Genomic DNA, 24907 nt, shown 5'->3' on the forward strand with positions numbered 1-24907 from the left:
GCCCCCTTCACTTCGCTGTCGGCTTTGCGCCGTCGCCGCCGTCTATCAGATGCGTGGCCAGCCGTTGCCGCCGGCCGCATCCATCCTGCCACCGCCCGCCTGGGCGGGTCCCATGGTTGACGAGGTCCCGATGTCGCACCTGCTTTCGCCTGCCGCGCGCCGCGCCGCCGCTTCCCGCCGCACCTTCGGCAACCACCCGATGGCCTGGGCCATCGCCGTGGCGCTGGGCACCATCGCGGTGCCGGTATCGGCGCAGCAGGCGTTCAGCCCGGCCTGGTTCGCCAACAAGGGCGCGGCGCAGAGCACCGCGGCGCAGACTGGGCGCCTGCCCAACGGCGTGCCGGTCAACTTCGGTGCGCCCACCCAGCAGCAGGACGCCGCGCGGCAGAAGCTGCAGCAGTCGATCGACAACCTCGGCACCGCCGCGCAGGCCATCGCGCTGCAGCAGCGCCTGCAGGAGCAGGCCCGGCAGAGCCTGCGCGCGGCCGGCTACGTGGTGGCCGACGGCCTGGCCAGCGGTGGCCTGAAGGTCGATGAGGACCCGTTGACCCGGGGCTGGTTGAATGCCCGCGAGGCGATCCAGGGCCAGGGCAGCGACGGACGGGTGCAGGTCAGCATCGAACAGACCGCCGACAAGGCGGTGCTGAACTGGGAAACCTTCAACGTCGGCGGCAACACCACGCTGAGCTTCAACCAGAACGCCGACTGGGCCGTGCTGAACCGGGTCAACGATCCGAGCGCACGGCCCAGCCAGATCCTCGGCCAGATCAACGCGCCCGGCACCGTGCTGGTGGCCAACCGCAACGGTGTGGTGTTCGGCAACAACAGCCAGGTCAACGTACGCAACCTGGTAGCGGCGGCGGCACGTATCAGCGATACCCAGTTCGCCGACAACGGCATCTACAGCGCTGACGCCAACACTGCGGCATTGACCGATGCCGTCGGCGCGGTGATGGTCGAACAGGGCGCACGCATCACCACCCACGAGCCGGGCACTGCCACCCGTAGCGGTGGCTACGTGCTGCTGGCCGGACACAGCGTGGACAATGCCGGCCAGATCGAAACCCGCAAGGGCCAGGCGCAGCTCGCCGCCGGCGACAGTTTCGTGATACGCCGCGGCGTGGGCACCGCGCAGAACACCGCCTCGACCACCCGTGGCAACGAAATCGCCCCGCGCTTCAACGCCGACAGCAGCGCCGGCAGCGTGCGCAACAGCGGCCTGATCCAGGCCCGCGAGGGCGACATCACCCTGGCCGGGCGCCAGGTGGAGCAGGCCGGCGTGGTCGTGGCGACCACCACGGTGAACCAGCGCGGCAGCGTGCACCTGCTCAATGCGATCAGCGATGCGCAGGGTGAGGTGACCCTTGCCAGTGGTTCAACCACGGCGGTGTTGCTGGAAGATGATGGCAAGACCACCGCACTGGACAGCCAGCGCGACGCGCTGATCGCCGAGTCTGCCACGCAGGACGCGCTGCGTGGCACCAGCAACAGCGGCAGCTTCGACAACCTGTCACGGATGCAGGACCGCCGCGACCAGTCGCGCGTGGAGATCGTGTCAGGCGGCAACGTAGCCTTCGCCGGCGATTCGCTGACCGTGGCGACGGGTGGCCAGGTCGTGGTCGACGCGGCTGGCCGCAGCGTGCTGGCCGACGGCGCGCGCGTGGACGTTTCCGGTGCCACCGGGGTCAAGGTGGCGATGGAGAGCAACAACGTCAAGATCAACGTGCAGGGCAATGAACTGCGTGATTCGCCGGACAACCGCGATACCGGCAAGCTCAACAACCTTAACGACAACAGCGCGTGGATCGACCGCCGTGAGCTGATCCACGTGCCGGCCGGCACCGGTGGCTACGAAGCCGAGCGCTGGTATGCCGCCGGCGGCCTGCTGGAAGTAGGCGGCTACCTCGACAACCAGGGCCACGGCATCGGCGAATGGGCGGCGCAGGGCGGCAGCGTGCTGCTGGGCGGCAGCGAAGTGATCACCCAGGCCGGTTCGCGCATCAACCTGGCCGGCGGCAGTCTGGACGTGGCCAGCGGGACGATCCACCAGACCTGGCTGCGCGGTAATGACGGCAACCTGTATCGGCTGGACGACGCGCCGGCCAACGTGGTGTTCGCCGGCCTGTACCAGGGCTATGCGCGCGAACATGCGCGCTGGGGCGTCACCGAGAATTTCCGCAACCCGGTCATCGCCAGCGAAACGCGGCTGGAAAACGGCTATACCGTGGGCCGTGACGCCGGCCAGCTGAAGTTGTCCGCGCCGACGGTGGTGCTGGACGGTGACATCGACACCAGCACCTTCCAGGGCAGCCGCCAGCAGCGTGGACCGGACACTGCGCTGGACGGCTATGCACAGGCGCAGACGGCGGTGGCGCGCAACGCATCGCTGCTGCTGGGCCGCTACAGCACGAGTGGTCGTGGCGGTGGGTTCGCCACCGATGTGCGCATCGGCGACACCGCGCCGGCCCTGGCGGACTGGGAACTGCAGGCGCCGCTGGACGAAGCGCGCCGCAATACGTTCTGGATCGATGCCGATGCGCTGAGCACGCAGCAGTGGGGCCGGCTGGACCTGGTCAGCACCGACAGCATCCACGTCACCGGCGATGTGCGCCTGCAGGATGGCGGCACGCTGGCCTTCAATGCGGCACAGGTACTCCTCGATGGCAGCATCACCGCGCATGGCGGCACGCTGGAAGCGGGCAACCTGCTGACTGTTCTGGGCAACAACACCCAGGCGCTGCTGAAGGACGGACGTAGCCTGGTTGCGCTGGGTGACAACGCACGCATCGATCTGTCCGGCACCTGGACCAATGCGTTGACGGATCCCACGGCGGGCAACCGCAGTGCCTGGAGCGACGGCGGCAGCGTGCGCCTGGAAAACAGCCACGATGTTCAGCTTGGTGCGGGCAGCAGCGTGCTGCTGGATGCCGGTGGACGCGTCGACAGCGATGGTGCGGTCAGTGGCGGCAAGGGCGGCAGCCTGGCCGTGCGCGCCGATGACGGACGCGTCAGCAGCGATGGCAGTGGGCGGGTCGCACTGGGCGACGGCGTGGTGATCAGCGCGCTGGGCATGCAGGGCGGTGGCGCGTTTTCGCTGGAGACCGGTGGTGGCGTCCTGATCGGCGATGCGCCGCAGGACGACGAACGACTGCGGATCGACACGGCCTTGTTCGGCAACGGTTTTTCCAGCTACGACATCAACGGCCATACCGGGCTTGACGTGGCTGACGGCACCCAACTGCGGGTGCTGCAGCCCGGGCTGCGCCAGGCGGCCGATGCCGCCGCCGCGCAGGACCGTGCGGCCGCCTTCGAGCGCTGGCTGGCGCCGCTGTACCAGGTGGACCCGGCCAGCGGTACGGTCAGCCAGCGCGCAGGTGCCAGCCTGGGCCTGCGTTCGGAGCGTGCCAACCAGGGCGGCGACCTGCGCATCGGCGCCGGGGCCACGGTCGAGGTAGACAGTGGCCAGAGCATCGCGTTGCGCGCAGGCAACGAGATCGCCGTGGATGGCACGCTGCGCGCGCGCAGCGGGCGCGTTTCGCTGGATGATGTCCGCCATCCGGAGCGCCTGTTCGACAGCGAGCCCGGCTCGCGTACCTGGCGCATCGGCGAGGCGGCGCTCATCGACGTCAGCGCCGACGCCTTCACTGCCACCGATGCCAGCGGGCGCCTGCAGGGCGTGGTGCACCAGGGTGGCAGCATCGAGATCGGTGGCGCACTGGACTGGGAACAGGACGACCAGATCGCCAACCGTCCGGTGGATGCCTTCGTGGTGATTGAACAGGGTGCGCGGCTGCAGGCTGCCGGCACCAGCGCCCAGTTGGATGTACAGGGTCATGGGCGGCAGCAGGTGGACAGCGATGGCGGCAGCATCGTGCTGCGCGTAGCCAACGCACTGTACCTGGACGGGACGATGGATGCGGCCGCCGGTGGCAGCGGTGCGCAGGGTGGCACGCTGGGCATTGCCTTCGGCGGCGGCATCTATGCGCCGGCCGCGACGGATGCCGTACTGGTGCCGCGTGCGATCACGCTGGGCCAGCAACGTCGCGAAACGGGCCTGCAGGACACGCCCTCCTACGGTCACGCCTATCTGGGCGTGGAGCAGATCCGTGACGGCGGTTTCGACCACCTGGCGCTGTTCGGCGATCTCCGTGCCGAAGGCGACGTCACCCTGGCGATGGGGCAGAGCCTGCGCCTGCACAGCCTCAGCCGTACCGGTCTGGGTTTCGCTCCCGGCACGGCAGCGGAGAGCAGCTTCACCCTTGCCGCCCCCTACCTGCGCCTGGCACAGGGGCGCTGGCAGCAGTTGTCCGGCCAGAACCTGCGCACCGCGGATGAGGCACCGCTGGAGCGCGACGTCGGGCATCGGCTACGTGCCGACGCGGGCCTGATCGATGTGCGCGACAGCGTCCATTTCGCTGGTTTCGACCAGGTGGACCTGCGTAGCAGCGGCGATATCCGCCTGCTGGCCGGCGTGGCCAGTTCCGACAACCTGGACGCGCAGTTGTTCGCGCCGAAGCAGATGGATCTGACCGCCGCGCAGATCTATCCGACCACCGGTGCGCGTGCACGCATCAGCGTCGGATTGAGTGAAAACAACCTTGCGACTGGCGACATGGGCAACTGGGTCGACCCGGCCGCACGGCTGCGGATAGCACGCACCGCAGGCAGCAACGCGGTGGTGCCGCACTCGGTGTTCGGCTCACTGTCCCTGTCCGGTCCCAACATCGAACAGGGCGGCGTGGTGCGTGCCCCGCTGGGCCGGCTGCAGATCGGCGGTTTGAACCCTGACAACACCGTGGGCGCTGACGTGGTGCTGCGCGCCGGCAGCGTTACCTCCACCAGCGGCACCGGGCTGTCCTTGCCCTACGGTGGCACCGTGGACGGGCTGCAATGGTATGTCGACGGCCGCCTGCAGGATGCGTCAACCGCCGCCGTGTTGACCACCGGAATCGAGATCACTGCGGCACGCACCCACGTTGAAGCCGGCGCCCTGCTGGACCTGTCCGGCGGTGGCGACGTGACCGGCGCGGCACATGTGAGTGGCCGCGGTGGGTCGGTGGACATCCTGCGCCACGCCCTGGCCGATGCCAACCCGGCTTACGGCTTCAGCGAATCGGGGAGCCCGGTGTATGCCATCGTGCCCGGTTTTGCCGCCGGCCAGGCGCCGGCGGGGCTGGCGCAGGGCAGCCAGGATCCGGCGCTCGGCCAGCAGGTGGTGATTCCGGCGGGGGTGCCCGGCCTGGCCGCCGGTACCTACACCCTGCTGCCGGCGGTGTATGCGTTGCAGCCGGGTGCATTCCGGGTGGAGATAGGGCGCAGCGGTACCGTGGGTGTCGGTGCGCCGGTGGCGACCGGCACCGGTTCGTGGCGGATTGATGGGCAACAGGGCAACGCTCTGGCTGGTACGGTGTCGCCGCTGCTGACCCAGTTGCTGGTGACGCCCGCCGACACAGTGCGCCGTCATTCCGGCTACAACGAAACCAGCCACGACCAGTTCATCGCCAGTGATGCACAGCGGCGCGGTCTGCCGCTTGGCCAGCAGACCGTGGATGCAGGCAGGCTGATGTTCACCCTGTCGCAAGGCGCTGGCCGCGACGGACACGCTGCGCTGGAGGTGGACGGCGATGCGCGCTTCGCCGCAGCCGAAGGCAGCAAGGGCCGCGGCGGCACGTTGACAGTTGACACCAACGGGACGCTGGAAATCCTCGCGGCGGGGCAGGCCTCGACGCTGGATGACGCGGAAACCGGCGCGTCGGTGCATGCCGATGCGTTGACGGCCCTGCAGCCGTCCAGGCTGACGCTGGGAGCGGCTCTTGGATCGGGGGCGACAAGCGCCGCGAATGGCATCCTGGTTCGCGACGGCGCCGTGTTGTCGGCGCCGGAACTGCTGCTGGGAGCGACCGAAGGCGGGCGCGGCATCGTCGTCGAGCAGGGCGCCACGCTGAGCACGCTGGGCCGCGGCGCGGCCGCGTTCGACGCGCGGGATGGGTATTACTATGAGAGCAGGAATTCAGCCCTGCTGGCGCTTTCGAACGGTGAGGTGAACCTGTTGCCAGTGGAAGGCGACGGCAATGTGAACATCGATATCGGGGCCTGCGTAACCACCTGCGATGGCGAAGCGCTGCTGGTATCCGAAGGCAGCATCATGGCCTCCACCAACGGCCGGTTCGAGTTGCAGGACAATGCCCGCTATGGCACCCGCCGGCTGGGGCTGGCGGTGGCGGCGATCAACCTCGGTCAGGCCGGGGCGCTGCAGGCCGCCGCTGCGGAGGGCGCGTTGCCGCCAGGACTGACGCTGAACCAGCAGGTCCTGGAGCAGTTGCTGCGCGGCAATACGGCGATCGGCGCGCCGGCACTGGAAGCGCTCAGCCTGAGTGCGGGTAATGCGATCAACGTGTTCGGCAGCGTGGAGCTGGACACGCGCGCCATCGCGGGCGGTCGCGGCCTGCAGCAACTGGTGCTGGGGGCGCCGGCCATCCATGGGTATGGCGACGCCAACGATCGCGCGCGCATCCATGCCAACACGCTGGTCTGGGACGGTACGCTGACCAGCGGCCAGCAGATCGGCAGCGATGCCACCGTGCCGCAGGGCGCTGCCATGGTGGATCGCCTGGGCAGCGGCCAGCTGGACATCGTGGCCTCCACCATCGAACTGGGTTCGGCGCCGTTTACCCGGCGCAGTTCCGAAGCGCGCGCCGGGCGCCAGCTGTTGGGCTTCTCATCGGTGAACCTGCAGGCCAGCGACCGGCTGCTGTTCTCCGGCAAGGGCGGCCTGGATGTATTCCAGCACCAGGGCGACTACGTGGCGGGCGAAGGCTGGCAGTACAGCGGCGGTGCGCTGGATATCGAAACGCCGCTGCTGACCGGCGCCGAAGCGGCGCAACTGGCGGTACGCAGCGGCGGCGCGATCACCTTGCATGGGGCGGCCGGCGGTGCGGGGGGTGACAACGCGGCACTGGGCGCCGAGCTGTCGCTGCAGGCTACCGACATCGTGCTGGACAGCAGGGTGCAGCTGGCCTCCGGCCGGCTGAGCGTGGACGCCCACCACGATGTCACGCTGGGGGCGAACGCCGACCTGGATCTGGCCGGGCGCAAGGTCAGCCTGTTGGATGTGGACAAATACAGCTGGGGCGGCGACGTGCAGCTCAGCGCCGAGGAAGGCGATATCCGCACCGATGCCGCGTCGCGGATTGATCTGTCGGCGGTGAACAACCGCGGTGGCCGGCTGACCGTGGACGCGATGGGCGCGCAGGGCGGCTGGGTGGACCTGGCCGGCAGCCTGCTGGGCGGTGCCAGCGGCCTGTATGAGACGGCCGGCAACCTGCTGCCGTGGGATGGCGGCGAACTGGTGCTGCGCGCGCGCCAGCTGCAGGATTTCCACGGCCTGAACCTGCGCCTCACCGAAGGCGGCGTGACCGGTGCGCGCAGTTTCCAGCTTGGCGAAGGCGACCTGGTGATCGGTGATGAGGTCAAGGCCCGCTTCGTGGATATCAGCGTCGATGGGGGCAGCCTGCAGGTGGACGGCCGCATCGATGCCAGCGGCGTGCAGGTGGGCAGCATCCACCTGGCCGCGCGCGATGCGCTGCGCGTGCAGGGCACGCTGGACGCGCATGGCAGCGGCCTGCGCGTGGACAGCTACGGCAAGATCATCGACAGCCCGAACCGCGCCCACGTGGAGCTGACCAGCAGCGAGGGCCGGGTAGCGCTGGGCAGCACGGCGCATATCGACCTGCGCAGCGGCAGCGAGGTGGCCGTGGGCACCGCCGCCGGCCAGAACGACGGCGCGCCGCGCGGCACGCTGCGCATCAACGTGCCGCGCGTGGGCAGCGACGATGCCGGCATCGACGTGGCCGGCGGGCTGCGGGTGGACGGCGCGCGCGATATCCAGGTCAACGGCTTCCGCCGCTACACCGACGCGCCGCTGGCGCCGACCGAGGATGTGCACGGTAACCTGCCGCAGCAGCTGACCCAGGCCTGGCTGGACCAGGTGGTGGACCCTGACAACCGGTTGTGGTTCGACGCCGCGCTGGCCAATGGTGGCCTGCAGCAGCGCCTGGCCGCACTGGGTACGCATCGCCTGCGACCGGGCGTGGAGATCGTGGCCACCGTCAACGACCAGAACACCCTGGGTGACCTAGTGGTGGCCGGCGACATCGACCTGTCCGGTTACCGCTATGGGCCACAGGCCGACCGCAACGATCCGACGCGCCGTGGCTTCGGCGAATCGGCGGCGTTGGTGCTGCGTGCCGAGGGCAACATCGATGTGCGCGGCAGCATCAACGATGGCTTCGCGCCGCCGCCGGCCAATCCGGATGAGGCCGGCTGGATCCTGGTGGAAAACCCCGATGGCGCCAGGCTGACCCCGTTCGGTGGCGACATCATCGTGCCCAACGAGGGCGTGCAGTTGCAGTCCGGCACCCTCTTCGTTGCCGGCGCGACGCTGAATTATGCGATTCCGGTCCGCGCGATGACACTGCCCGCCGGCACGGTGGTGCCGACCGACATGCGCATCGCCGCCGACCTGGTGCTGGGTGCCGGCACCGTGCTGCGCGCGGCGGTCACCACGGCCGACGGCCAGGTGATCGCGGCCGGCACGGTGCTGCCCGAAGCGTTGGCGCTGGGACAGGGCGCGGTACTGGGCGCGGGCTTCCAGCTGGGGGGCGCGCTGGCCATGGAAGGCCAGCTGTGGCCGGCCGGCGTCGCCTTGCCGACGGACATGCGGCTGTCCACCGCGCTGGACCTGAAGCCGGGCTCGTTGATTCCGTCGATGACCGCACTGCAGTTGCCCAACGACCAGCCGGTGAACCTGCGTCCGGTCGGCGCCGATGGCAGCCAGGGCCGCAATTGGGCGCTGGCGCCGATGCTGCCCGAAGGTACGACATCCTGGGACCTGACTGCGGTGGCCGGTGCGGATACCGGTGCGTCGGACATGCGCGCGCGGCGCTTCGGCGCACGCGGCGACCTGGTGCTGGCCGATACCCATCACGCAACGATCGGCACGGTGGAAACCACGCAGGTGTTCATTGGTGACCTGGTGGTCAGCCTGCAGGGCGCGCTTGACTGGACGGGGGACCCGTCGTGGGCCGGGCGCCCGGCCAGCGAGCTTGCAGAGATGTTTGGGCTCGATGATGCCACTTTCTGTGAGCTGTTTGCGGGTGCCTGCGAAGCCGCGCCGCGGCTGATCAGTCGCGAGGGCGTGCTGGACTTTGGCGGCGACGAGAGCTTCATCGGCGGTCCGGCCAAAGATTTCGCGGCAACATTCGGCCTTACCGAAGAGGAGTTCTGTTCATTTGCTGCGAACTACTGCTACGGCGGTGGCACATTGGTAGAGGAAACGGTCTACGGCACGCGCTTCGGCAGCCCCGCCTGGAGCGTGCTGCGTACCGGTGTGGGCGACCTGGAGTTGCTGGCCGCTGGCGACGTAGTGATGCGCTCCGGCTTCGGTGTGTACACCGCAGGTACGCCGACCTCGCTTGGTGCTGAACAGGACGCGGCATTCAACCTGCCGCGCGCAGTGCCACCGGGCAAGGACAGCCTGCTGGGGCCGGAACAGGCCGGCGGCAGTTACGATGCCGCGCTGGCGGCTTACCAGGCCTGGTATCCCGATGCCGGCGGCAACCTGCGCGTGGCTGCGGGTGGCAACATCAGCGGCGACGTATGGGGCGAAATCGCGCTGCCCGGTGGTGGCGCGGACAGCCGGGACCAGGCCTTTTACGCCAGCAATGCGATAGGCAACTGGCTGTGGCGGCAGGGCAGTGGCAGCACGCCGGGCATGGATCCGATCGCCACCAGCTGGTGGGTGAACTTCGGTACCTACGTCAACGCACGCCCCACCGACGTGGGGGTAACGCCACGGATGGTCGGCTTCACCGGCTTCGGCACGCTCGGTGGCGGCAACCTGAGCCTGGAGGCCGGTGGAGATGTCGGAGTGCTGGATGCCATGGGAGGTGCATTGCGGGGGCTCAGCAGCCCGCCGCATTCCACGGCCATCGTGGCGGCGGTGGGCTCCACTGGCCGGGTCAGCGATGGCGAACTGCACCTGACCGGCGGCGGCGACCTGTCGATCCGCAGCGGCGGTGCCTTCAACCCCAACCTCGCCGCGACGGCACAGACCCGCAACAACAACAACAACCGGCAGAACCTGGAACTCAACGGTACACTGGTGAACCTGCGCGGACAGGTGCTGCTGCAGGCATCGCGGGTGGGTGGCATCGCCACCAATGCGGCCAGCTATGCGGGCATCGGCGGTGACAGCGCGCGGCCGGTGGACCCGTTCGCCGCCCTGCGCGGTGAAGCGATGGGTGGGCCGGTGCTGGTGCTGGGCGATGCCTCCGCGTTGTTCCAGGCGCGCGGCGATGCGGTGCTGGGGGCGGTGGTCGATGCAGGGCGCGTCCCGGTGGTGAACTACTCACCGGTAGCACTGGCCGATGGCAGCACGGCGGCCGGCACCGGCTGGTTCTCGCTATGGACGGATGCGACGTCGCTGGACGTGGTATCGGCAGGCGGTGACCTGACCCCGGCGCTGGTCGGCACGCGGCACCTGATGAGCCGGGATGTCAGCAGCGAAAACTATGTGCTTCCCGCGGGGATGTATGAACGCGGCGAACAGTTGCGTCAATGGATGCTGCCTTCCAAGGTCCGGCTGCTTGCCGCTGGCGGCAGCATCAAGCTGGGCAATGCATCCAGCAGTGGGTATGACGTGCTGCTGACGCGGCCGTCGGCGCAGGGGGGGCTGGAGGTGCTGGCGGCGGATTCGATCCTGGCCGAGGAGGGCAGCGCGGGTATCAGCAGTTCCGGTGCCGACGCGCGGCTGCCGACGCCGTTCGATCCGGCGTTCATCGCCACCGTTGGCAACGTGACGGTGCACGACAACCTTTCACCCGAGGCGCCGAGCGCGGTTGCGCAGGCGAACCTGCCGCTGTTCTCCTTCGGTGCTGCCACCTTGCTGTTCAACGATCTGCGCGCCGCCGGTGCGACCGCCAACCGCTTCTACGCGGTGGACGGCGACATCATCGGCCTGCAGAGCGGCAATCGCTGGCAATTGGAGCCCACCTTCAGCGGCATCATTGGTCGTCCCCGTACCGCCTTTACCCTGAACGACATCGCTGCACCCGTACACGCGTATGCCGGCCGCGACATCCTGCTCAGCGATCTCAGCGGCCTGAACAACACGCCGAGCGACGTCAGCGTGGTCGAGGCCGGGCGCGATATCGTGCACACCAACATCAACATCGCCGGCCCGGGCAACCTGGAGGTCAGCGCAGGCCGGCAGGTCCGCCAGGAGAACGTTGCCAGCATCATCAGCACCGGCGGCCTGGCACAGGGTGATACCCGCCCGGGCGCCAGCATTGCAGTCACCGCAGGCAACCAGCACATCGACTACGCCGCGCTGCGCGCCCGCTACCTTGATCCGGCCAACCTGGCCGATCCAGCGCTGACCCTGGCCGAACAGCCGGGCAAGGCGGTCACACTGTACGGCGAGGAACTGGAGCAGTGGCTGCAGCAGCGCTTCGGTTTCAGGGGCGATGGCGCGCAGGCGCTGGCGTACTTCGATGCACTGCCGGGCGAACAGCAGCGTATCTTCCTGCGCCAGGTCTACCACGCTGAACTGCGCGATTCCGGGCGTGAGTACAACGATCCCGATGGTCCGCGCTTCGGTTCCTACCTGCGCGGCCGCGAGGCCATCGCCACGTTGCTGCCGGACACGGACGCCGCCGGCAACACGCTGGAGCGCGAGGGCGACATCGTGATGTTCGGTGCATCGGGCATCCGTACCCAAGCCGGCGGCAACATCGAGCTGATGGCGCCGGGTGGGCAGATCGTGGTGGGCGTGCAGGGTGAAGTACCGCCGTCGTCGGCCGGCCTGGTCACCCAGGGCGCCGGCGATATCCGTCTGTTCAGCGAGGGCAGCCTGCTGCTGGGCCTGTCGCGGGTGATGACCACCTTCGGTGGCGGTATCCAGGCATGGTCGGAAGAGGGCGACATCAACGCCGGTCGCGGCGCGATGACGTCGGTGCTGTACACCCCGGCGCTGCGCGTCTACGACCAGTGGGGCAACGCCAACCTGTCGCCGCAGGCGCCGGCCAGCGGCGCGGGCATCGCCACGCTGGCGCCGATTCCGGAAGTGCCGGCAGGCGACGTCGACCTGATCGCGCCGCTGGGCACCATCGATGCGGGCGAGGCCGGCATCCGCGTGTCGGGCAACGTCAACCTGGCCGCGCTGCAGGTGCTCAATGCGGCCAACGTGCAGGTGCAGGGCGAAAGCACCGGCCTGCCGGTGCTGGCCACGGTGAACGTCAATGCGCTGGCCTCGGCCAGTGCGGCGGCCAACAGCGCATCGCAGGGCGCGCAGGACGTGATGCGGCGGACGCAGGACGATGCGCGCCGCAACCGGCCGTCGGAGATCAGCGTGCAGGTGCTGGGCTTCGGCATCAGCAGCAGTGCCGAGCCGGCGGCGCGCGGCAGCGACGCGGTCGGCGCCTACGATCCGGCCAGTGCGTTCCAGTTCCCGCAGTCCGGCATTGCCCCGCGCAGCGAACGACGCTGAGGCCTGTCACGCCGGGCGGGAACGGCGCGGGGTGGCGGGATGTTGGGTAGCGCCGGGCCATGCCCGGCGGAATGGCGGGGGCTGCTGCGCATTCCAACAGGAATCCGCTGCGCTCGCCGAGCATGGCTCGGCGCTACCACTTGCCGAGCATGGCTCGGCGCTACCCGGCTTTTCCAACCGGATCACTGCAGCGGCAACACCCGCCGATAGACCTGCGGCCCGCGCGCATCACGCAGCACGAGGGTCATTTCCAGGCCCTGCGCGGGCAGCGCATCGGCCGTGGCCGGCAGGCTGTTCCAGCCTGCACCGGGCTGCCACGCGCGCAGGTCGAAGCGCTGCACGTCCTGCGCTACCGCAATGGCACCGGCCAGCACCGGGGCAGGCAACGGATACCCGGCGCCCGGCGCGCCACTGGCCCGGCGCAACGTGCGGCCCTGCTGGAACCAGCGCACGCGCTGCCAGCGCTGGCCATCGCTGCCGACGCTGCGGATGATCTCGATCGCGAAGGCGCCGCCGGGGTCGCGCGCGCTGGCCAGCGAAGGCGGCAGCAGTCGCTGGGGCGCATCGGCCGGCCGCAGGGCACCATTCAACAATTCGGTATCGGCACGCATTTCGATGTCGCGCTGGAACTGCTGCAGCACGCGCAGCGCGGCAGTGGTTTCGGTGTCCGCATCGCGCAGGTGTTCATCGCTGCGGGTCACGCTGTCCAGCGTGCGCCAGCAGATGACGCTGATGATCGCCATCACGGTGATGGCGATCATCACTTCGATCAGGGTGAAGCCGGCTTGCCGTCGCTTCATTGCGTGACGCTCCACGGATTGCGAACCTGCACCAGGCGCTGCCGGGGGTCCTGTGCCGGATGCACCGACAGCTGCACGGTGATGCCCTGCGCACCGCCCTGTTCGATGCGCTGCAGGCCGATGAACTGGCTTCGCCCCTGCTCGCACTGCCAGCGTGCATCTTGCAGCGGCGTGGCCTGCAGGCGCAGTTCTTCCCAGCGGTTCTGCACGCACAGCAGGGCCAGCCGCCGGTCGCGGATGCGCACATGGTCGTCGGTGGCGACGGCCACCGCACGCATCACCGCCGCCAGCGCCACCGCGACGATCGCCAGCGCGATCAGTACTTCGATCAGGGTGAAGCCACGCCCGCGCCGCTTCATTGCCGCACCTCGATCAGGCCGCTGCCATCGTCGCCCACGCGCAGCTGCTGCGCGCCGGCCGACAGCACCACTTCCCACGGCACGCCGATCCATTCCGGGCTGAGTTCGATGCCCTGGCGCGGTTGCACGCTGACCTCGACGGCCTGCCACGGCCGTGGCCGCAGCTGGTCGTCGCGTTGCAGCGTGGTCCAGCGTCCGTTTTCGCGGCGACTGAAGGCATAGCCCTTCGCATCGGCCTGCCAACGGATGCTGCGCCCGTCGATGTGGGCCTCGTCGCGTGCCACCTGCAGATGCTGCGCCAGTTGCAGCGCATCCTGGCGCAGCTTGCGCTGCGGATCCAGCAGGGTGCCCATGCCCAGGCCGATACCGGCCGTGCAGATGCCGATGATGACCAGCACCACCATCAGTTCGATCAGGGTGAAACCGCGTGCGCGCGACGGATGCATCAGGGCCTGCCTCCTGCCGTGACCAGTCGATCCAGCGTAGGCGGGCTTGATGAAACAAAAGCGTCAGCTGTACCTGTTAGCGTCGATGGGAACCGGATGGCAAGGGGCGCGGGCATGGAGAAGGGCCGTTGGGACCGCAACCACATGCTGGCCGCATTCGCCGCCGCCTGCCTGTTGGGCGTGCTGGCGTGGTGGGGTTGGGCGATGGCGGCAGGGCCGGCGGGTGCCGGTGCGCCACGCGTGCAGTTGGCCAGGGCACCGGGCAACAGCGCCGATCCGGCATTGGCCGCGCCACTGGTGGGCCTGCTGTCGCCAGGTTCCGTCCGCACCCAGGTACAGGTGCTGGGCGTGCTGGCTGGCAGCCAGGCACCGCTGGCGCTGCTGTCCATCGATGGCGGCGCGCCGCGCGCGTTCGCGCCCGGCCAGCGGCTGGGGCCATCCACCGTGCTGGGCAGCGTGGCGGTGGACACGGTAGAGGTGGAACAGGGCGGTCAGCGGCACTCGCTGCCGGTACCGATGCTGCCTGCGTTGCCCGAAGACGGCATCGTTCCAGCGGTCGCGACCGGCGCCCGCTGAGCTGGCCTCATCGTGCAGGGCGTTGCGGCTGCACCGAAGTGCCCAGCGCGTTACCCATGCGTTGCCGCGTTCCTTCCAGGTTGTACTGCAGCATCTGGTTGCCGGGCTGGCGCATCAGCCGCTCGGCTTCGGACAACGGGCGCGCAGCGCCCTGCGCGGGTGCCGGTGCCAGCTTTTCCTGCAGGCAGTTCCAGGCGGGGGTGCGCACGCCGTCGACTTCCACTTCGATGCAGGCCGGCATCGGCTGCGGTGCTTCCTGCAGTGGCCGTGGTGCATGGTCCTGGGCAGGCAGCGCGGCAGCCTGCAGCAACAGCGCGATGGACAGCAACAGGGTGCGCATGACGAACTCCCGGGCGGTGGATGGATATCCATGGGACGGATCCCGCGTGCAGTGTGCGCCAGCTTTCGTGCGTGGTGTGTTGGCGGCAACACGGGCACGGAAAAAAATCGTGGCGGTTTTGACGCGCCGTACACGTCCTGAAGAGGTACCCGCGCGCCGAGCCGCGCCCAAGCCTTCCGACACGACGCGATCCCCGAGATGAAACCCGAACAGCGCCGTCATGCAATACCCCATCCGCGCAGGCGTACCCTCGCTGCGGCGCTGATGTTGATCCTGTCGCCGACGCTGGTCGCTGCGCAGCAGGCTGCGGTGGATGCCGCCCCCGAACCGTCGGCCCCGGCCACGGTCACCCTCAATGAATACGTGGTGCGCGGCAATACCGTGCTGGACATGGCCCAGATCGAGCAGGCCGTGGCGCCTTTCCTCGGGCCGGGCAAGACCATGGCTGACGTGGAGAGCGCACGCGATGCCTTGACCGAGCTGTACCAGAAGGCGGGCTATCAGTCGGTCTACGTCGAATTGCCGGAACAGCAGGTGAGCGGTGGCGTGGTGCTGCTGAAGGTCAACCAGACCCCGATCGGCCAGCTGCGCGTGGTCGGCACCCGGCATGAATCGCCCGAACGCATCCTGCAGCGGGTGCCCTCGCTGGCCGAGGGCGAGGTGCCGGACTTCACCGCCGCACAGGCCGAACTGTCGGCGCTCAACCGGGGTGGCCTGCGCCAGGTGATGCCATTGGTGCGCGAAGGTGCGAGCCCCGGCACCATGGACGTGGACCTGCAGGTGGAGGAACGTTCGCCGTGGCGCGCCAGCGCCGCGTTGAACAACGACCACAGCGCCGACACCGAAGACCTGCGCCTGAGTGCGTCCATCGGCCATGACAACCTGTGGCAGCGCGGCCACAGCGCCTCGCTGAGCCTGTATACCGCGCCGGAAGACACCGACCAGGCCAAGGTCATCTCCGCCTCGTACGTGGCTCCCTTCGAAGGCACGCCATGGGGGCTGGAGTTTTCCGGCTACACCTCCGACAGCCAGGTGCTCAATGTCGGCGGGCAGGGGAGCGTCGGTGGTGGCACCAGCGTGCTGGGCGACGGCCATGCGGTGGGCGTCAAGCTGACCTACCTGCTGCCGGGCAGCGCAGCGTGGTGGCGGCAACTGAGCCTGGGGGTGGACTTCAAGGACACCGAGGAAGACACCCGGCTGGGCGGGGACAGCATGACCACGCCGCTGAAGTACGCACCGATCACCCTGGGCCTGACCGGCGTGCGCCAGGGCGAGCGTGATGTCACCAGCTTCAATGCGCAGCTGGTGGCCGGTACCCGCCGCCTGCTCGGCTATGGCAGCGACACGGCGGGCTTCGACCAGAAACGCTACCGTGCCGACCCCAGCTTCTTCGCGCTGAAGGGCGAGCTGTCCAATACCCACACCTTCGACAGCGACTGGCAGTGGTATGCGCGCGGCTCGCTGCAGGTGACCGATGCACCGCTGGTATCGGCCGAACAGTACGCCGCCGGTGGCATGTACACCGTACGCGGTTTCCTTTCGGCCGAAGCCATCGGTGATTACGGTGCGCTGGCCAACGTGGAATGGCGCACCCCGGCGTGGCGTGCGGGCGACTGGCTGGATGCGCGCCTGTACGCCTTCGCCGACGCGGCCTACCTGCGCCTGCGCGCGCCGCTGCCCGAACAGGACGACAAGTACAACCTGGCCTCGGTGGGCCTGGGTGCATCAATACGCCTGGGCGAACACTTCCAGCTTCGTTTCGATTACGCCTATCCCTACAGCGATGGACCGTCCACCCGAAAGGACGATCCGCGTTTCCATTTCAACCTCAGCACCAGCTACTGACGCGCCGTGCGCGTCGAACCGGAGATCCTTCGCATGGCACGTTTCCTCCCCAAACTGCTGCTGTTGCTTGCCGCGCTGGTCGCGCTGCCGGCCTGGGCCGCCGACGCCGACTGGTGGCAGGCCGAATGGCAGTACCGCAAGCCGATCACCCTGGATGCCGGCCCGCAGGGCGCCGGGCTGGGTGCCGACCCTGGCCGCAGCGCGGTGCTGCTGCGCCTGCATACCGGCAATTTCGCATTCGACGGCGTCGCCGAAGGCGGCAAGGACCTGCGTTTCATCTCCGCCGATGGGCGCACCGTGCTGAACCACCAGGTCGAACAGTTCGATCCGGAACTGGGCATGGCGCTGGTGTGGGTGGACGTGCCGAACCTGGCCGCGAGCGCCGTGCAGACCATCTGGATGTATTACGGCAACGCCAATGCGCCTTCCAGTGGCAACGGCCAGCAGGTATTCGATCCGGACTACACGCTGGTCTACCACTTCGCCGAGGCCAACGCCCCGGCGCGCGACACCACCGCGTATGGCAACAATGCCGGTGCCGTGGTGGCGCCGGCGGAAGGCGCGGTGATCGGGCGTGGCGTGCAGCTCGGTGCGGCGCCCTTGCCGCTGCCGGCCAGCGCCTCGCTGGCCAACGCGGCGGGTGCGGCATTCACCTTCTCCGCATGGATCAAGCCGTCCGCGCAGGCTGGCGTGCAGGCACTGTACAGCCGCCGCGAAGGCGACGGCGAAACCAGCAGCGAACTGCTGCTGGGGCTGGCGGACCGCGCTCCGTTCGTACAGCTCAACGGCCAGCGCAGCGCGCTGGCGCAGGCGATCCCGGAAGGGCAGTGGGCGCACGTCGCCCTGACCGCCGCCAACGGCACCCTGCAGCTGTACCTCAACGGCCGCGCGGTGGCCGAACTGGCTGGCGAACTGCCTGCTTTCACCAGCGCGCCGGTGATGGGTGCCGACGCGCCCGGTGCGGCCGAGCCGCTGGCCAACTTCGACGGCGCGCTGGATGAACTGCGTCTTTCACGCGTGGCGCGTTCGCCGGCGCTGTTGCAGGCCGATGCGGCCAGCCAGGGCGGCGACTCGCGCCTGGCCAGCTATGGCCCGGACGAGCAGACCACCGGCCAGAGCCACTTCGGTTTCATCCTCAAGGCGATGCCGGTCGATGCCTGGGTGGTGGTGGCGCTGCTGGGCCTGATGCTGCTGGTTTCGTGGGCGATCATGATCGCCAAGAGCCGCTACTTCGGCACGGTGGCCAAGGCCAACGCGGCATTCACCGTGCAGTACCGGCAGATCGCCGGTGCACCGGTGGCATCGCTGCAGGAACTGGAGCGTCGCGGTGCCATCGGCAAGGACGTGGTCGCCGACTCCACCCTGTGGCGGCTGTACCGCATGGCGATGGATGAAGTGAAGGGACGCCAGCATGGCAACCCGGGCCTGTCCGGGTCGGCGATCGCCGCCATCCGCGCCACGCTGGATGCCGAGGTGATCCGCGAAAGCGAGCGCATGAGCCGGCGCATGAACTGGCTGTCCACCACGATCGAAGGGGCGCCGTACGTGGGCCTGTTCGGCACGGTGATCGGCATCATGCTGGTGTTCGTGGTGGCGGCGATGGCCGGTGCGGTGGACATCAATTCGGTGGCGCCGGGCATGGCCGCGGCACTGCTGTGCACCGCGGCCGGCCTGGGCGTGGCGATCCCGGCACTGTTCGGCTACAACTGGCTGGTTTCGCGTTCGGAATCGATCGCTGCGGACATGGCGGTGTTCGTGGACGAGTTCACCGCACGGCTTGCCGAAGAGTTCGACCGCGATGCGGTCGGCTCCGTGCAGGCCTGAGGGCGCACGACATGGCGACCACGAAGCGGTTCGGACCGAAAAAGCGCGACAAGGGCATCAACGTGACGCCCTTCGTCGATGTGCTGCTGGTGGTGCTGGTGATCTTCATCCTGACCAGCAACGCCAGTATTCCCGGCATAGAGGTGAACCTGCCCAAGGCCAGCAACAGCATCGCGCTGGAGAAGCCGAAGACCAAGGCGATCACGGTGGACAACAACGGCCAGGTGTTCCTGGATGCCTATCCGGTCAGCCTGCCTGAACTGGAAGACCGGCTGCGTACCGAAAAGGCGACCAATCCGGACTTCCCGGTGATCGTGCGCGGCGACGCACAGGTGCAGTACGCCCGCGTTGTCGAGGTGCTGGACCTGCTGCGGCGCATCGAAGTCAGCCAGGTCGGCCTGGTCACCGGCAAGGCGCAGGGGTAGTCCCGGTGCCTGCTTCCCATCCCCCCGAGAAGGGCAACAAGGAGCGCCGCCTGCGGCAGCTGGCCACCGCTGCGCTGTTCGGCGGGGCGCTGTTGCTGCTGGTCGCGCTGTTTTGGTGGCTGCTGTCCAAGGACACCGCCAGTACGCGCAGGCCGGTGAACCCACCGCAGATGCTGACCCTGCCGCCGCCACTGCCGCCTCCGCCACCGCCGCCGGAACAGCCACCGGAGCCGGAGACACCGCCTGAAGAAATACCGGATCCCGAGCCGCAGGAACCGGTTCCCGCAGACGAGCCCGAGCCGGTCCCTGACACTTCCGATCCGGTGACCATGGAGGCCGATGCCCAGGCGGGCACCGACAACTTCGGCATCCGTTCCGGCAGCGGTGGTGGCATGAGCGGCACCGGTGCCGGAGGTGCTGGCAACGCGACCTATGGCCGCTACCTCGGTTACGTGATGCAGCAGGCCATCGCCCGCGAAGACCGCCTGAAACGGCTGGCGTTCCGCCTGCAGGTCGATGTCTGGATGGATCCCGATGGCCGGATCACCCGGGTGGAGCTGAGCCGTGGCAGCGGCAATGAAGAAGCCGATATCGCCGTGGTGGAGGCCCTTCGAGCACTGGACCGCGTCGATCAACGGCCACCGGCTTCGCTGACCTTCCCGGCCCGCGTGCTGGTGCAGGGCCGTCGCCCTGGACTCTGACCCTTCTGAACTCCCCGAATTCCTTTCGTAGCGAGACCTGTGATGAACATCCGCAACCGCGTCCTGGACGCTTCGACCCTCCACCCGGTACGACGGGCGCTGCTGTGCGGCGCCGTGCTGCTTGCGCTGGGCATGCCGACCGGCGCCATGGCCGCCGAAGAGACCACCATGGTCAAGCTGATCCGCGGGCTGATCGCCAGTGGCGCGCTGCGACCGGAAGACGGCCAGGCCCTGCTGCTGCAGGCCGAAGCCGAGGCCGCCAGGGCTTCGGCCGGCACGGCGGCGGCCACCCCGGCCGCGAGTACCGGCGGGGTGGCGCTGGAAGCCGGGGATGTGCGCGTGCCTTACGTGCCGCAGCATGTGCGCGACGGCATCCGCGATGAAGTGCGCGAGGAGGTGATGGCACAGGCCAGGCAGGAAGGCTGGGCAGCACCGAACGAAGTGGCCGAGTGGACCAAGCGCATCCGGGTCAGCGGCGACATGCGCGTGCGCAGTGAATCGCGCTTCTATTCGGACAACAACAGCGACATCGAGATCGACTGGGCCGCGATCAACGGCGGCAGTGGCTACGACACCAACACCAATACCAACCTGGTACTGCCGCCGCTGCGCAACACCCGCCAGGATCGCCGCAACCTGTGGCGCATCCGTGCGCGGCTTGCGGTGGAAGCGGACATCAGCGAGCGCACCCGTGCCGGGGTCCGCCTGGCCAGCGGCAGCAGCGACGGCCCGGTATCGACCACCGAACAGCTGGGCGGCGGACTGAGCAAGAAGGACCTGTGGCTGGACCAGGCGTGGTTGTCGTACGCACCGGCCGATTGGGTCACGATCACGGGCGGTCGCTTCGGCAATCCGTTCTGGTCCAGCGACACGCTGTTCTCCAACGACCTCAACTTCGATGGCCTGGCGGCCAGCTTCGACCATGACCTGCCCAGCGGCGACCTGTCGTTGTTCGGCACGCTGGCGGTGGTGCCGCTGGAATACACGTCGGACAATTCGCCCAGCCAGAGCCAGGTCAAGACCCCCAACGAGAACAAGTGGCTCAGTGGCGCGCAGGCCGGGGTGAACTGGCGCTTCAACGAGAGCAACGCCCTGCGCGCGGCGGTGGGTTACTACGATTACAAGAACATCAGCGGCAAGCTGTCGTCGTCCTGTACGCTGTATGCCGGCGCGGCCGGCTGCGATACCGACTGGTCGCGCCCGGCGTTCATGCAGAAGGGCAATACCCTGATGCTGATCCGCGACATCGCGCTGGATCCGTTCGACCCGGCCAATACCCCGACGCCGCAGTACGTGGGGCTGGCCTCGCCGTTCCGCCTGGCCAACCTCAACCTGCGCTGGGATACCGCGCTGAGCGAGGACATCGGGCTGCGGCTGGAGGGTGACTACATCCGCAACCTGGCCTATGACGAGCGGGCGATGTTCGCCCGCGCCAACAACGGCATCGTCAACAACTTCGGCGCCGGCGGCGGCACCGGCATCGAGGCCTTCCGCAGCGGTGATACCGCATGGATGCTGCAGGCCACCTTCGGTGCCACCACGCTGGACAAGAAGGGCCAGTGGCAGGCGCTGCTGGGCTACAAGCACATCGAAGCCGATGCGTTGCCGGATGCCTACAACGACCCGAACTTCCATCTGGGCGGTACCAACGCGCGCGGTTACTACGTGGGCGGGGCGTACGCCTTCGATCGCCGTTCGTGGCTGAGCGCGAAGTGGATGGCGGCCAAGGAAGTCAGTGGCGCGCCACTGGCCATCGACGTGTTCCAGCTGGAGTTCAACACCGGTTTCTAGCCGCGACGGCCGGGCCGGAAGGACAGGGCAGGGCGGTGCAGGAGCAGCCGTCCGCGCAGGGGACGTGCACCACGAAGGAGGATCCGATGAGTCGACGCAAACTGTTTGAAAGCCAGCAGCCGGGTGTCCAGCCGATCGGCCCGGGGCCAGCCTACGTATCGGTGGAGGGCCTGCGCCAGCACCTCGCCGAGTTCCTGCTTTACTCGGCCCGTCCCGTGGTGATCATGCGTGGCCGCAGCGAAGTGGGCTACTTCCTGCCGGCCCGGTGCTGGCGCGAACGCGACGACGATCCGGATGCAGCCGATGCCACCCGCGAGCTGCTCGATGCGGCTGGCTTCCAGGCCGAGGACATCGAGCGCGCGGAACAGATGTACAACCAGATGCGCGAACGTACCGTCCGCCATCGAGGCAGCCGGGCATTGCCCGGTGCTACCCCCGCTACGTAGCGCCGAGCGGTGCTCGGCGGTGGTTGCGATCGGTGCTCCGCTGCGCTCGCCGGGCATGGCCCGGCGCTACCTTTGCTGCGTCGCGCCGAGCGGTGTTCGGGGGCGGTTGCGATCGGTGCTCCGCTGCGCTCGCCGGGCATGGCCCGGCGCTACCTTCGCTGTGTCGCGTTACTGGCTGGCGGGCGAGGGCTGGCCGGGCAGGATCATCCGGGCCAGCAGGCCGCCGGTCTCCCGGTTGGCCAGCACCAGCCGGCCGCCGTGTGCCTTGGCGGTTTCATCGACGATGGCCAGGCCCAGGCCGATGCTGCCATTGCGCTGGCGACGGCTGGAATCGAGCCGCACGAAGGGTTCCAGCACTTCCTGCAGGCGTTGTTCGGGAATGCCCGGGCCGTCATCGGCGACTTCCACGACGATGGCCTCCGCATCCAGCCAGGCGCGCACCTCCACCATAGAACCGTGGTCGATCGCATTGTCGATCAGGTTGCCCAGCGCCCGCTGGATCGCGTTGGGTTGGCACAGCAGCCGGATGTGGCCGGGACCTTCATAGGCGATCGACGCACCGGTGGCTTCATACTCGTCGCACAGCGTGGCCAGCAGCGCGTCCAGGTCGATCCATTCCCGTGCTTCGCTGTCCCGGGCGCCGCCGAGGAAGGCCAGCGCCGAGGACACCATCGCCTGCATTTCGTCGATGTTCCTGCGCAGCTTCTGCCGGTCGATGCCCTGTGGCAGTTCCAGTTGCAGGCGCATGCGGGTCAGCGGCGTGCGCAGGTCGTGGCTGACCGCCGCGAGCATCCGGGTGCGCGCTTCGATCAGGCCGGTGATGCGGTCCTGCATGCTGTTGAAGGCGCGCGCGACGCTGCGGATCTCGCTGGGGCCTTCTTCGGTGATCGGTGCCGGCGAGGCGTCGCGCGCGAACTGCTCGACCTTCTCCGAGAGCCGGCGCAACGGATGGATGACGCGCCAGATCGCCCAGAGCGACATCGCCACCACGCTGACGAACAGGAACAGGGCGGCGCCGAATGCCGGCGATCCGAAGCGGAACGGATGGTAGCCCAGCGTGCCAGTACGCACCTCCAGTACATGGCGGCCGATCGGCACCAACACCTGGATGTTGCTGGCAAGGTCGGCGTCGCCGCAGGCGTGCACCGACAGCCCGGTCAGGTGCGGCAGCTCCGACCGCAACGCTACGCCCAGCACGAAGGCCTCCGATGAACTGCCTTCGCAGGCCACGAAGCCATCCTGCACGGTGACCTGCATGTTCGGCCGCTGCGCCGAGGCCAGCAGGGTGACCTTGCGCAGCTTGTCCTGCGGCACGCCTTGCAACAGGTCGACCAGGCTGACGATGCGATGCGCCGATGCCCACGGCCAGGGGGCACCGGCCTGCATGTTCTGCAGGTAGACCAGTGCCATCAGCAGCAGCGTGGTCGCCAGCATCGAGCTGGCGATGATCGCCACGATCTGCCCGAGCGTCGTCGCCAGGAAGCGCCGCATCAGCCGACCGACACGCTGGCATGGAACGCATAGCCGTCGGCGCGCACGGTGTGGATCAGCTCATCGAGCGGGCTGTTGCCGCTGAGCTTGCGGCGCAGGCGGCTGATCAGCAGGTCCACGGAGCGGTCGGCGATGGGAAAGCCATCGCCGCGGGTCAAAGCGATCAGTTCGATCCGCGACAGCACCTGGCGTGGATGCTGGCACAACACCAGCAGCAGGTCGGATTCGGCGCCGGTCAGTGAAATGCGCGTGCCGGCCGGGGAGCGCAGCAGGCGTCGGTAGGGATGGAAGACGAATCCGGCGAACTTCAACTGCAGGCTGAGCACCGATGCAGGTGCCGCAGTGTCGGCCAGCGGCGTACGCCGCAGCACCGCACGGATGCGCGCCAGCAGTTCGCGTGGTTCGAATGGCTTGGTCACGTAATCATCGGCACCAAGTTCCAGCCCGATGACCTTGTCCATGGATTCGGACAGAGCGGTCAGCATGATGATCCGCGGACGGTCCTGCGGATCCAGCCGGCGGCAGAAACTCAGGCCGTCCTCGCCGGGCAGCATCACGTCGAGCAGGATCAGGTCGATACCCCCCTGCTGCAGCACCCGGGTGGCGTCCTGCACGTTGCCGGCGAGCTGCACGGCAAATCCCTTCGCAACCAGGAAGGTCGCCAGCGAGGTGCCGATGTCCAGGTCGTCTTCGATGATCAGGATGCGGGAATCAGTCATTGCGGGGGGCGGGAGGCGTCTAGGGCGGCATTGTCCGCCAACTCGCTGCGACGGCGACGGCATCCGATGTGTCGATATCGACACAGTGTCTGAATATGCATATGGATCAGCACGTTAACGGACACCTGCGAAATCGTCGACATACCATCGAGGGTCGCCCGATGGCAGGGCAGCAGCGCGGCCATGTTGAAGAGACGATGACGGCAACGGATACACCAGTGCGGAATCCCCATGCGGCACGGCTTCGTGCTGCCGGACTGCGCGCGACGTCGGCACGGATTGCGGTGCTGCAGGTCATGCCGGAGGTGCTGGTCGCGCACGGCCATGCCACGCCGCAGTTGTTGTGGCAGGCCTGCGGGAAACGGGGCTATACGGTCCACCGCCAGGTGTTCTACCGGTTGCTGCCGGACCTGGTCGCCGCCGGCCTGGTCCCCCTCGACGCGATCCGCATCGGCGTGGACGAGCGCGCCGGCAACTGAGGCATGGCAATTGCGTGTCGTGCTGTGTCAAAGCCGACGCATTGCATCAATGTGCATGTGAATCAATAACTTATCGTTAATTATTTATGGTATTGGGTATCATTCTCATCTGTATTGC

At 68.4% G+C, this 24907-nt stretch carries 15 protein-coding genes; 9 read left to right on the forward strand and 6 right to left on the reverse strand.

Annotated elements, in window-relative coordinates; genetic code table 11:
- The first annotated feature begins 130 nt into the window (after positions 1–130).
- Entirely contained in the window at positions 131–12547 is a 12417-nt protein-coding gene (locus H4O11_RS03620; protein ID WP_182338040.1) for a filamentous hemagglutinin family protein, read from the forward strand.
- 182 nt (positions 12548–12729) lie between these two features.
- Here H4O11_RS03620 and H4O11_RS03625 read toward each other — a convergent pair whose 3' ends face one another.
- The 3 genes from H4O11_RS03625 to gspH are packed head-to-tail and all read right to left on the reverse strand — an operon-like array spanning position 12730 to position 14152.
- Positions 12730–13347 (reverse strand): PulJ/GspJ family protein, encoded by a 618-nt coding sequence (locus H4O11_RS03625; RefSeq protein ID WP_182338041.1) that lies wholly within the window; start codon positions 13345–13347, stop codon positions 12730–12732.
- Complete coding sequence (gene gspI / locus H4O11_RS03630; RefSeq protein ID WP_182338042.1) at positions 13344–13706, reverse strand: type II secretion system minor pseudopilin GspI; 363 nt, start codon at positions 13704–13706, stop codon at positions 13344–13346. Before gspI ends, H4O11_RS03625 begins: the two co-directional genes overlap by 4 nt.
- Positions 13703–14152 (reverse strand): type II secretion system minor pseudopilin GspH, encoded by a 450-nt coding sequence (gene gspH / locus H4O11_RS03635; RefSeq protein WP_182338043.1) that lies wholly within the window; start codon positions 14150–14152, stop codon positions 13703–13705. Before gspH ends, gspI begins: the two co-directional genes overlap by 4 nt.
- A gap of 114 nt (positions 14153–14266) precedes the next feature.
- Between gspH and H4O11_RS03640 the strand changes: the two genes are divergently transcribed.
- The gene (locus H4O11_RS03640; RefSeq protein WP_246333232.1) at positions 14267–14728 is read left to right on the forward strand and encodes a general secretion pathway protein; all 462 of its coding nucleotides are present in this window, start codon (positions 14267–14269) and stop codon (positions 14726–14728) included.
- 7 nt (positions 14729–14735) lie between these two features.
- Here H4O11_RS03640 and H4O11_RS03645 read toward each other — a convergent pair whose 3' ends face one another.
- On the reverse strand, positions 14736–15068 hold the full coding sequence (locus tag H4O11_RS03645; RefSeq protein ID WP_182338045.1) for a hypothetical protein: 333 nt from the start codon (positions 15066–15068) through the stop codon (positions 14736–14738).
- Between the two features lie 264 nt (positions 15069–15332).
- On the opposite strand from H4O11_RS03645, the gene H4O11_RS03650 reads away from it, so the two are divergent.
- The 6 genes from H4O11_RS03650 (at position 15333) to H4O11_RS03675 (ending at position 22100) form a co-directional block, all read left to right on the forward strand.
- Positions 15333–16913, forward strand: coding sequence for a ShlB/FhaC/HecB family hemolysin secretion/activation protein (locus H4O11_RS03650; protein ID WP_182338046.1), 1581 nt, complete (start codon positions 15333–15335; stop codon positions 16911–16913).
- Between the two features lie 33 nt (positions 16914–16946).
- A complete protein-coding gene (locus H4O11_RS03655) occupies positions 16947–18737 on the forward strand; it encodes a DUF2341 domain-containing protein (protein ID WP_182338047.1) in 1791 nt (596 codons plus the stop codon).
- 11 nt (positions 18738–18748) lie between these two features.
- A complete protein-coding gene (locus H4O11_RS03660) occupies positions 18749–19162 on the forward strand; it encodes an ExbD/TolR family protein (protein WP_182338048.1) in 414 nt (137 codons plus the stop codon).
- A 5-nt stretch (positions 19163–19167) separates the two neighbouring features.
- The gene (locus H4O11_RS03665; RefSeq protein ID WP_182338049.1) at positions 19168–19863 is read left to right on the forward strand and encodes a TonB family protein; all 696 of its coding nucleotides are present in this window, start codon (positions 19168–19170) and stop codon (positions 19861–19863) included.
- Between the two features lie 42 nt (positions 19864–19905).
- On the forward strand, positions 19906–21654 hold the full coding sequence (locus tag H4O11_RS03670; RefSeq protein ID WP_182338050.1) for a putative porin: 1749 nt from the start codon (positions 19906–19908) through the stop codon (positions 21652–21654).
- Between the two features lie 86 nt (positions 21655–21740).
- Positions 21741–22100 carry a hypothetical protein gene (locus tag H4O11_RS03675; protein WP_182338051.1) on the forward strand — a complete coding sequence of 120 codons (360 nt, stop codon included), beginning with the start codon at positions 21741–21743 and terminating at the stop codon, positions 22098–22100.
- A 168-nt stretch (positions 22101–22268) separates the two neighbouring features.
- On the opposite strand, the gene H4O11_RS03680 is transcribed toward H4O11_RS03675, so the two are convergent.
- Together H4O11_RS03680 and H4O11_RS03685 are read right to left on the reverse strand one after the other, a co-directional pair.
- Positions 22269–23591 carry an ATP-binding protein gene (locus tag H4O11_RS03680; RefSeq protein ID WP_182338052.1) on the reverse strand — a complete coding sequence of 441 codons (1323 nt, stop codon included), beginning with the start codon at positions 23589–23591 and terminating at the stop codon, positions 22269–22271.
- A complete protein-coding gene (locus H4O11_RS03685) occupies positions 23591–24310 on the reverse strand; it encodes a response regulator (protein ID WP_182338053.1) in 720 nt (239 codons plus the stop codon). Before H4O11_RS03685 ends, H4O11_RS03680 begins: the two co-directional genes overlap by 1 nt.
- Positions 24311–24528: 218 nt before the next feature.
- On the opposite strand from H4O11_RS03685, the gene H4O11_RS03690 reads away from it, so the two are divergent.
- Entirely contained in the window at positions 24529–24789 is a 261-nt protein-coding gene (locus tag H4O11_RS03690) for a hypothetical protein (protein ID WP_182338054.1), read from the forward strand.
- The last annotated feature ends 118 nt before the right edge of the window (positions 24790–24907 follow it).

It is taken from the genome of Stenotrophomonas tumulicola (genome assembly GCF_014117215.1).
Classification (GTDB): domain Bacteria; phylum Pseudomonadota; class Gammaproteobacteria; order Xanthomonadales; family Xanthomonadaceae; genus Stenotrophomonas; species Stenotrophomonas tumulicola.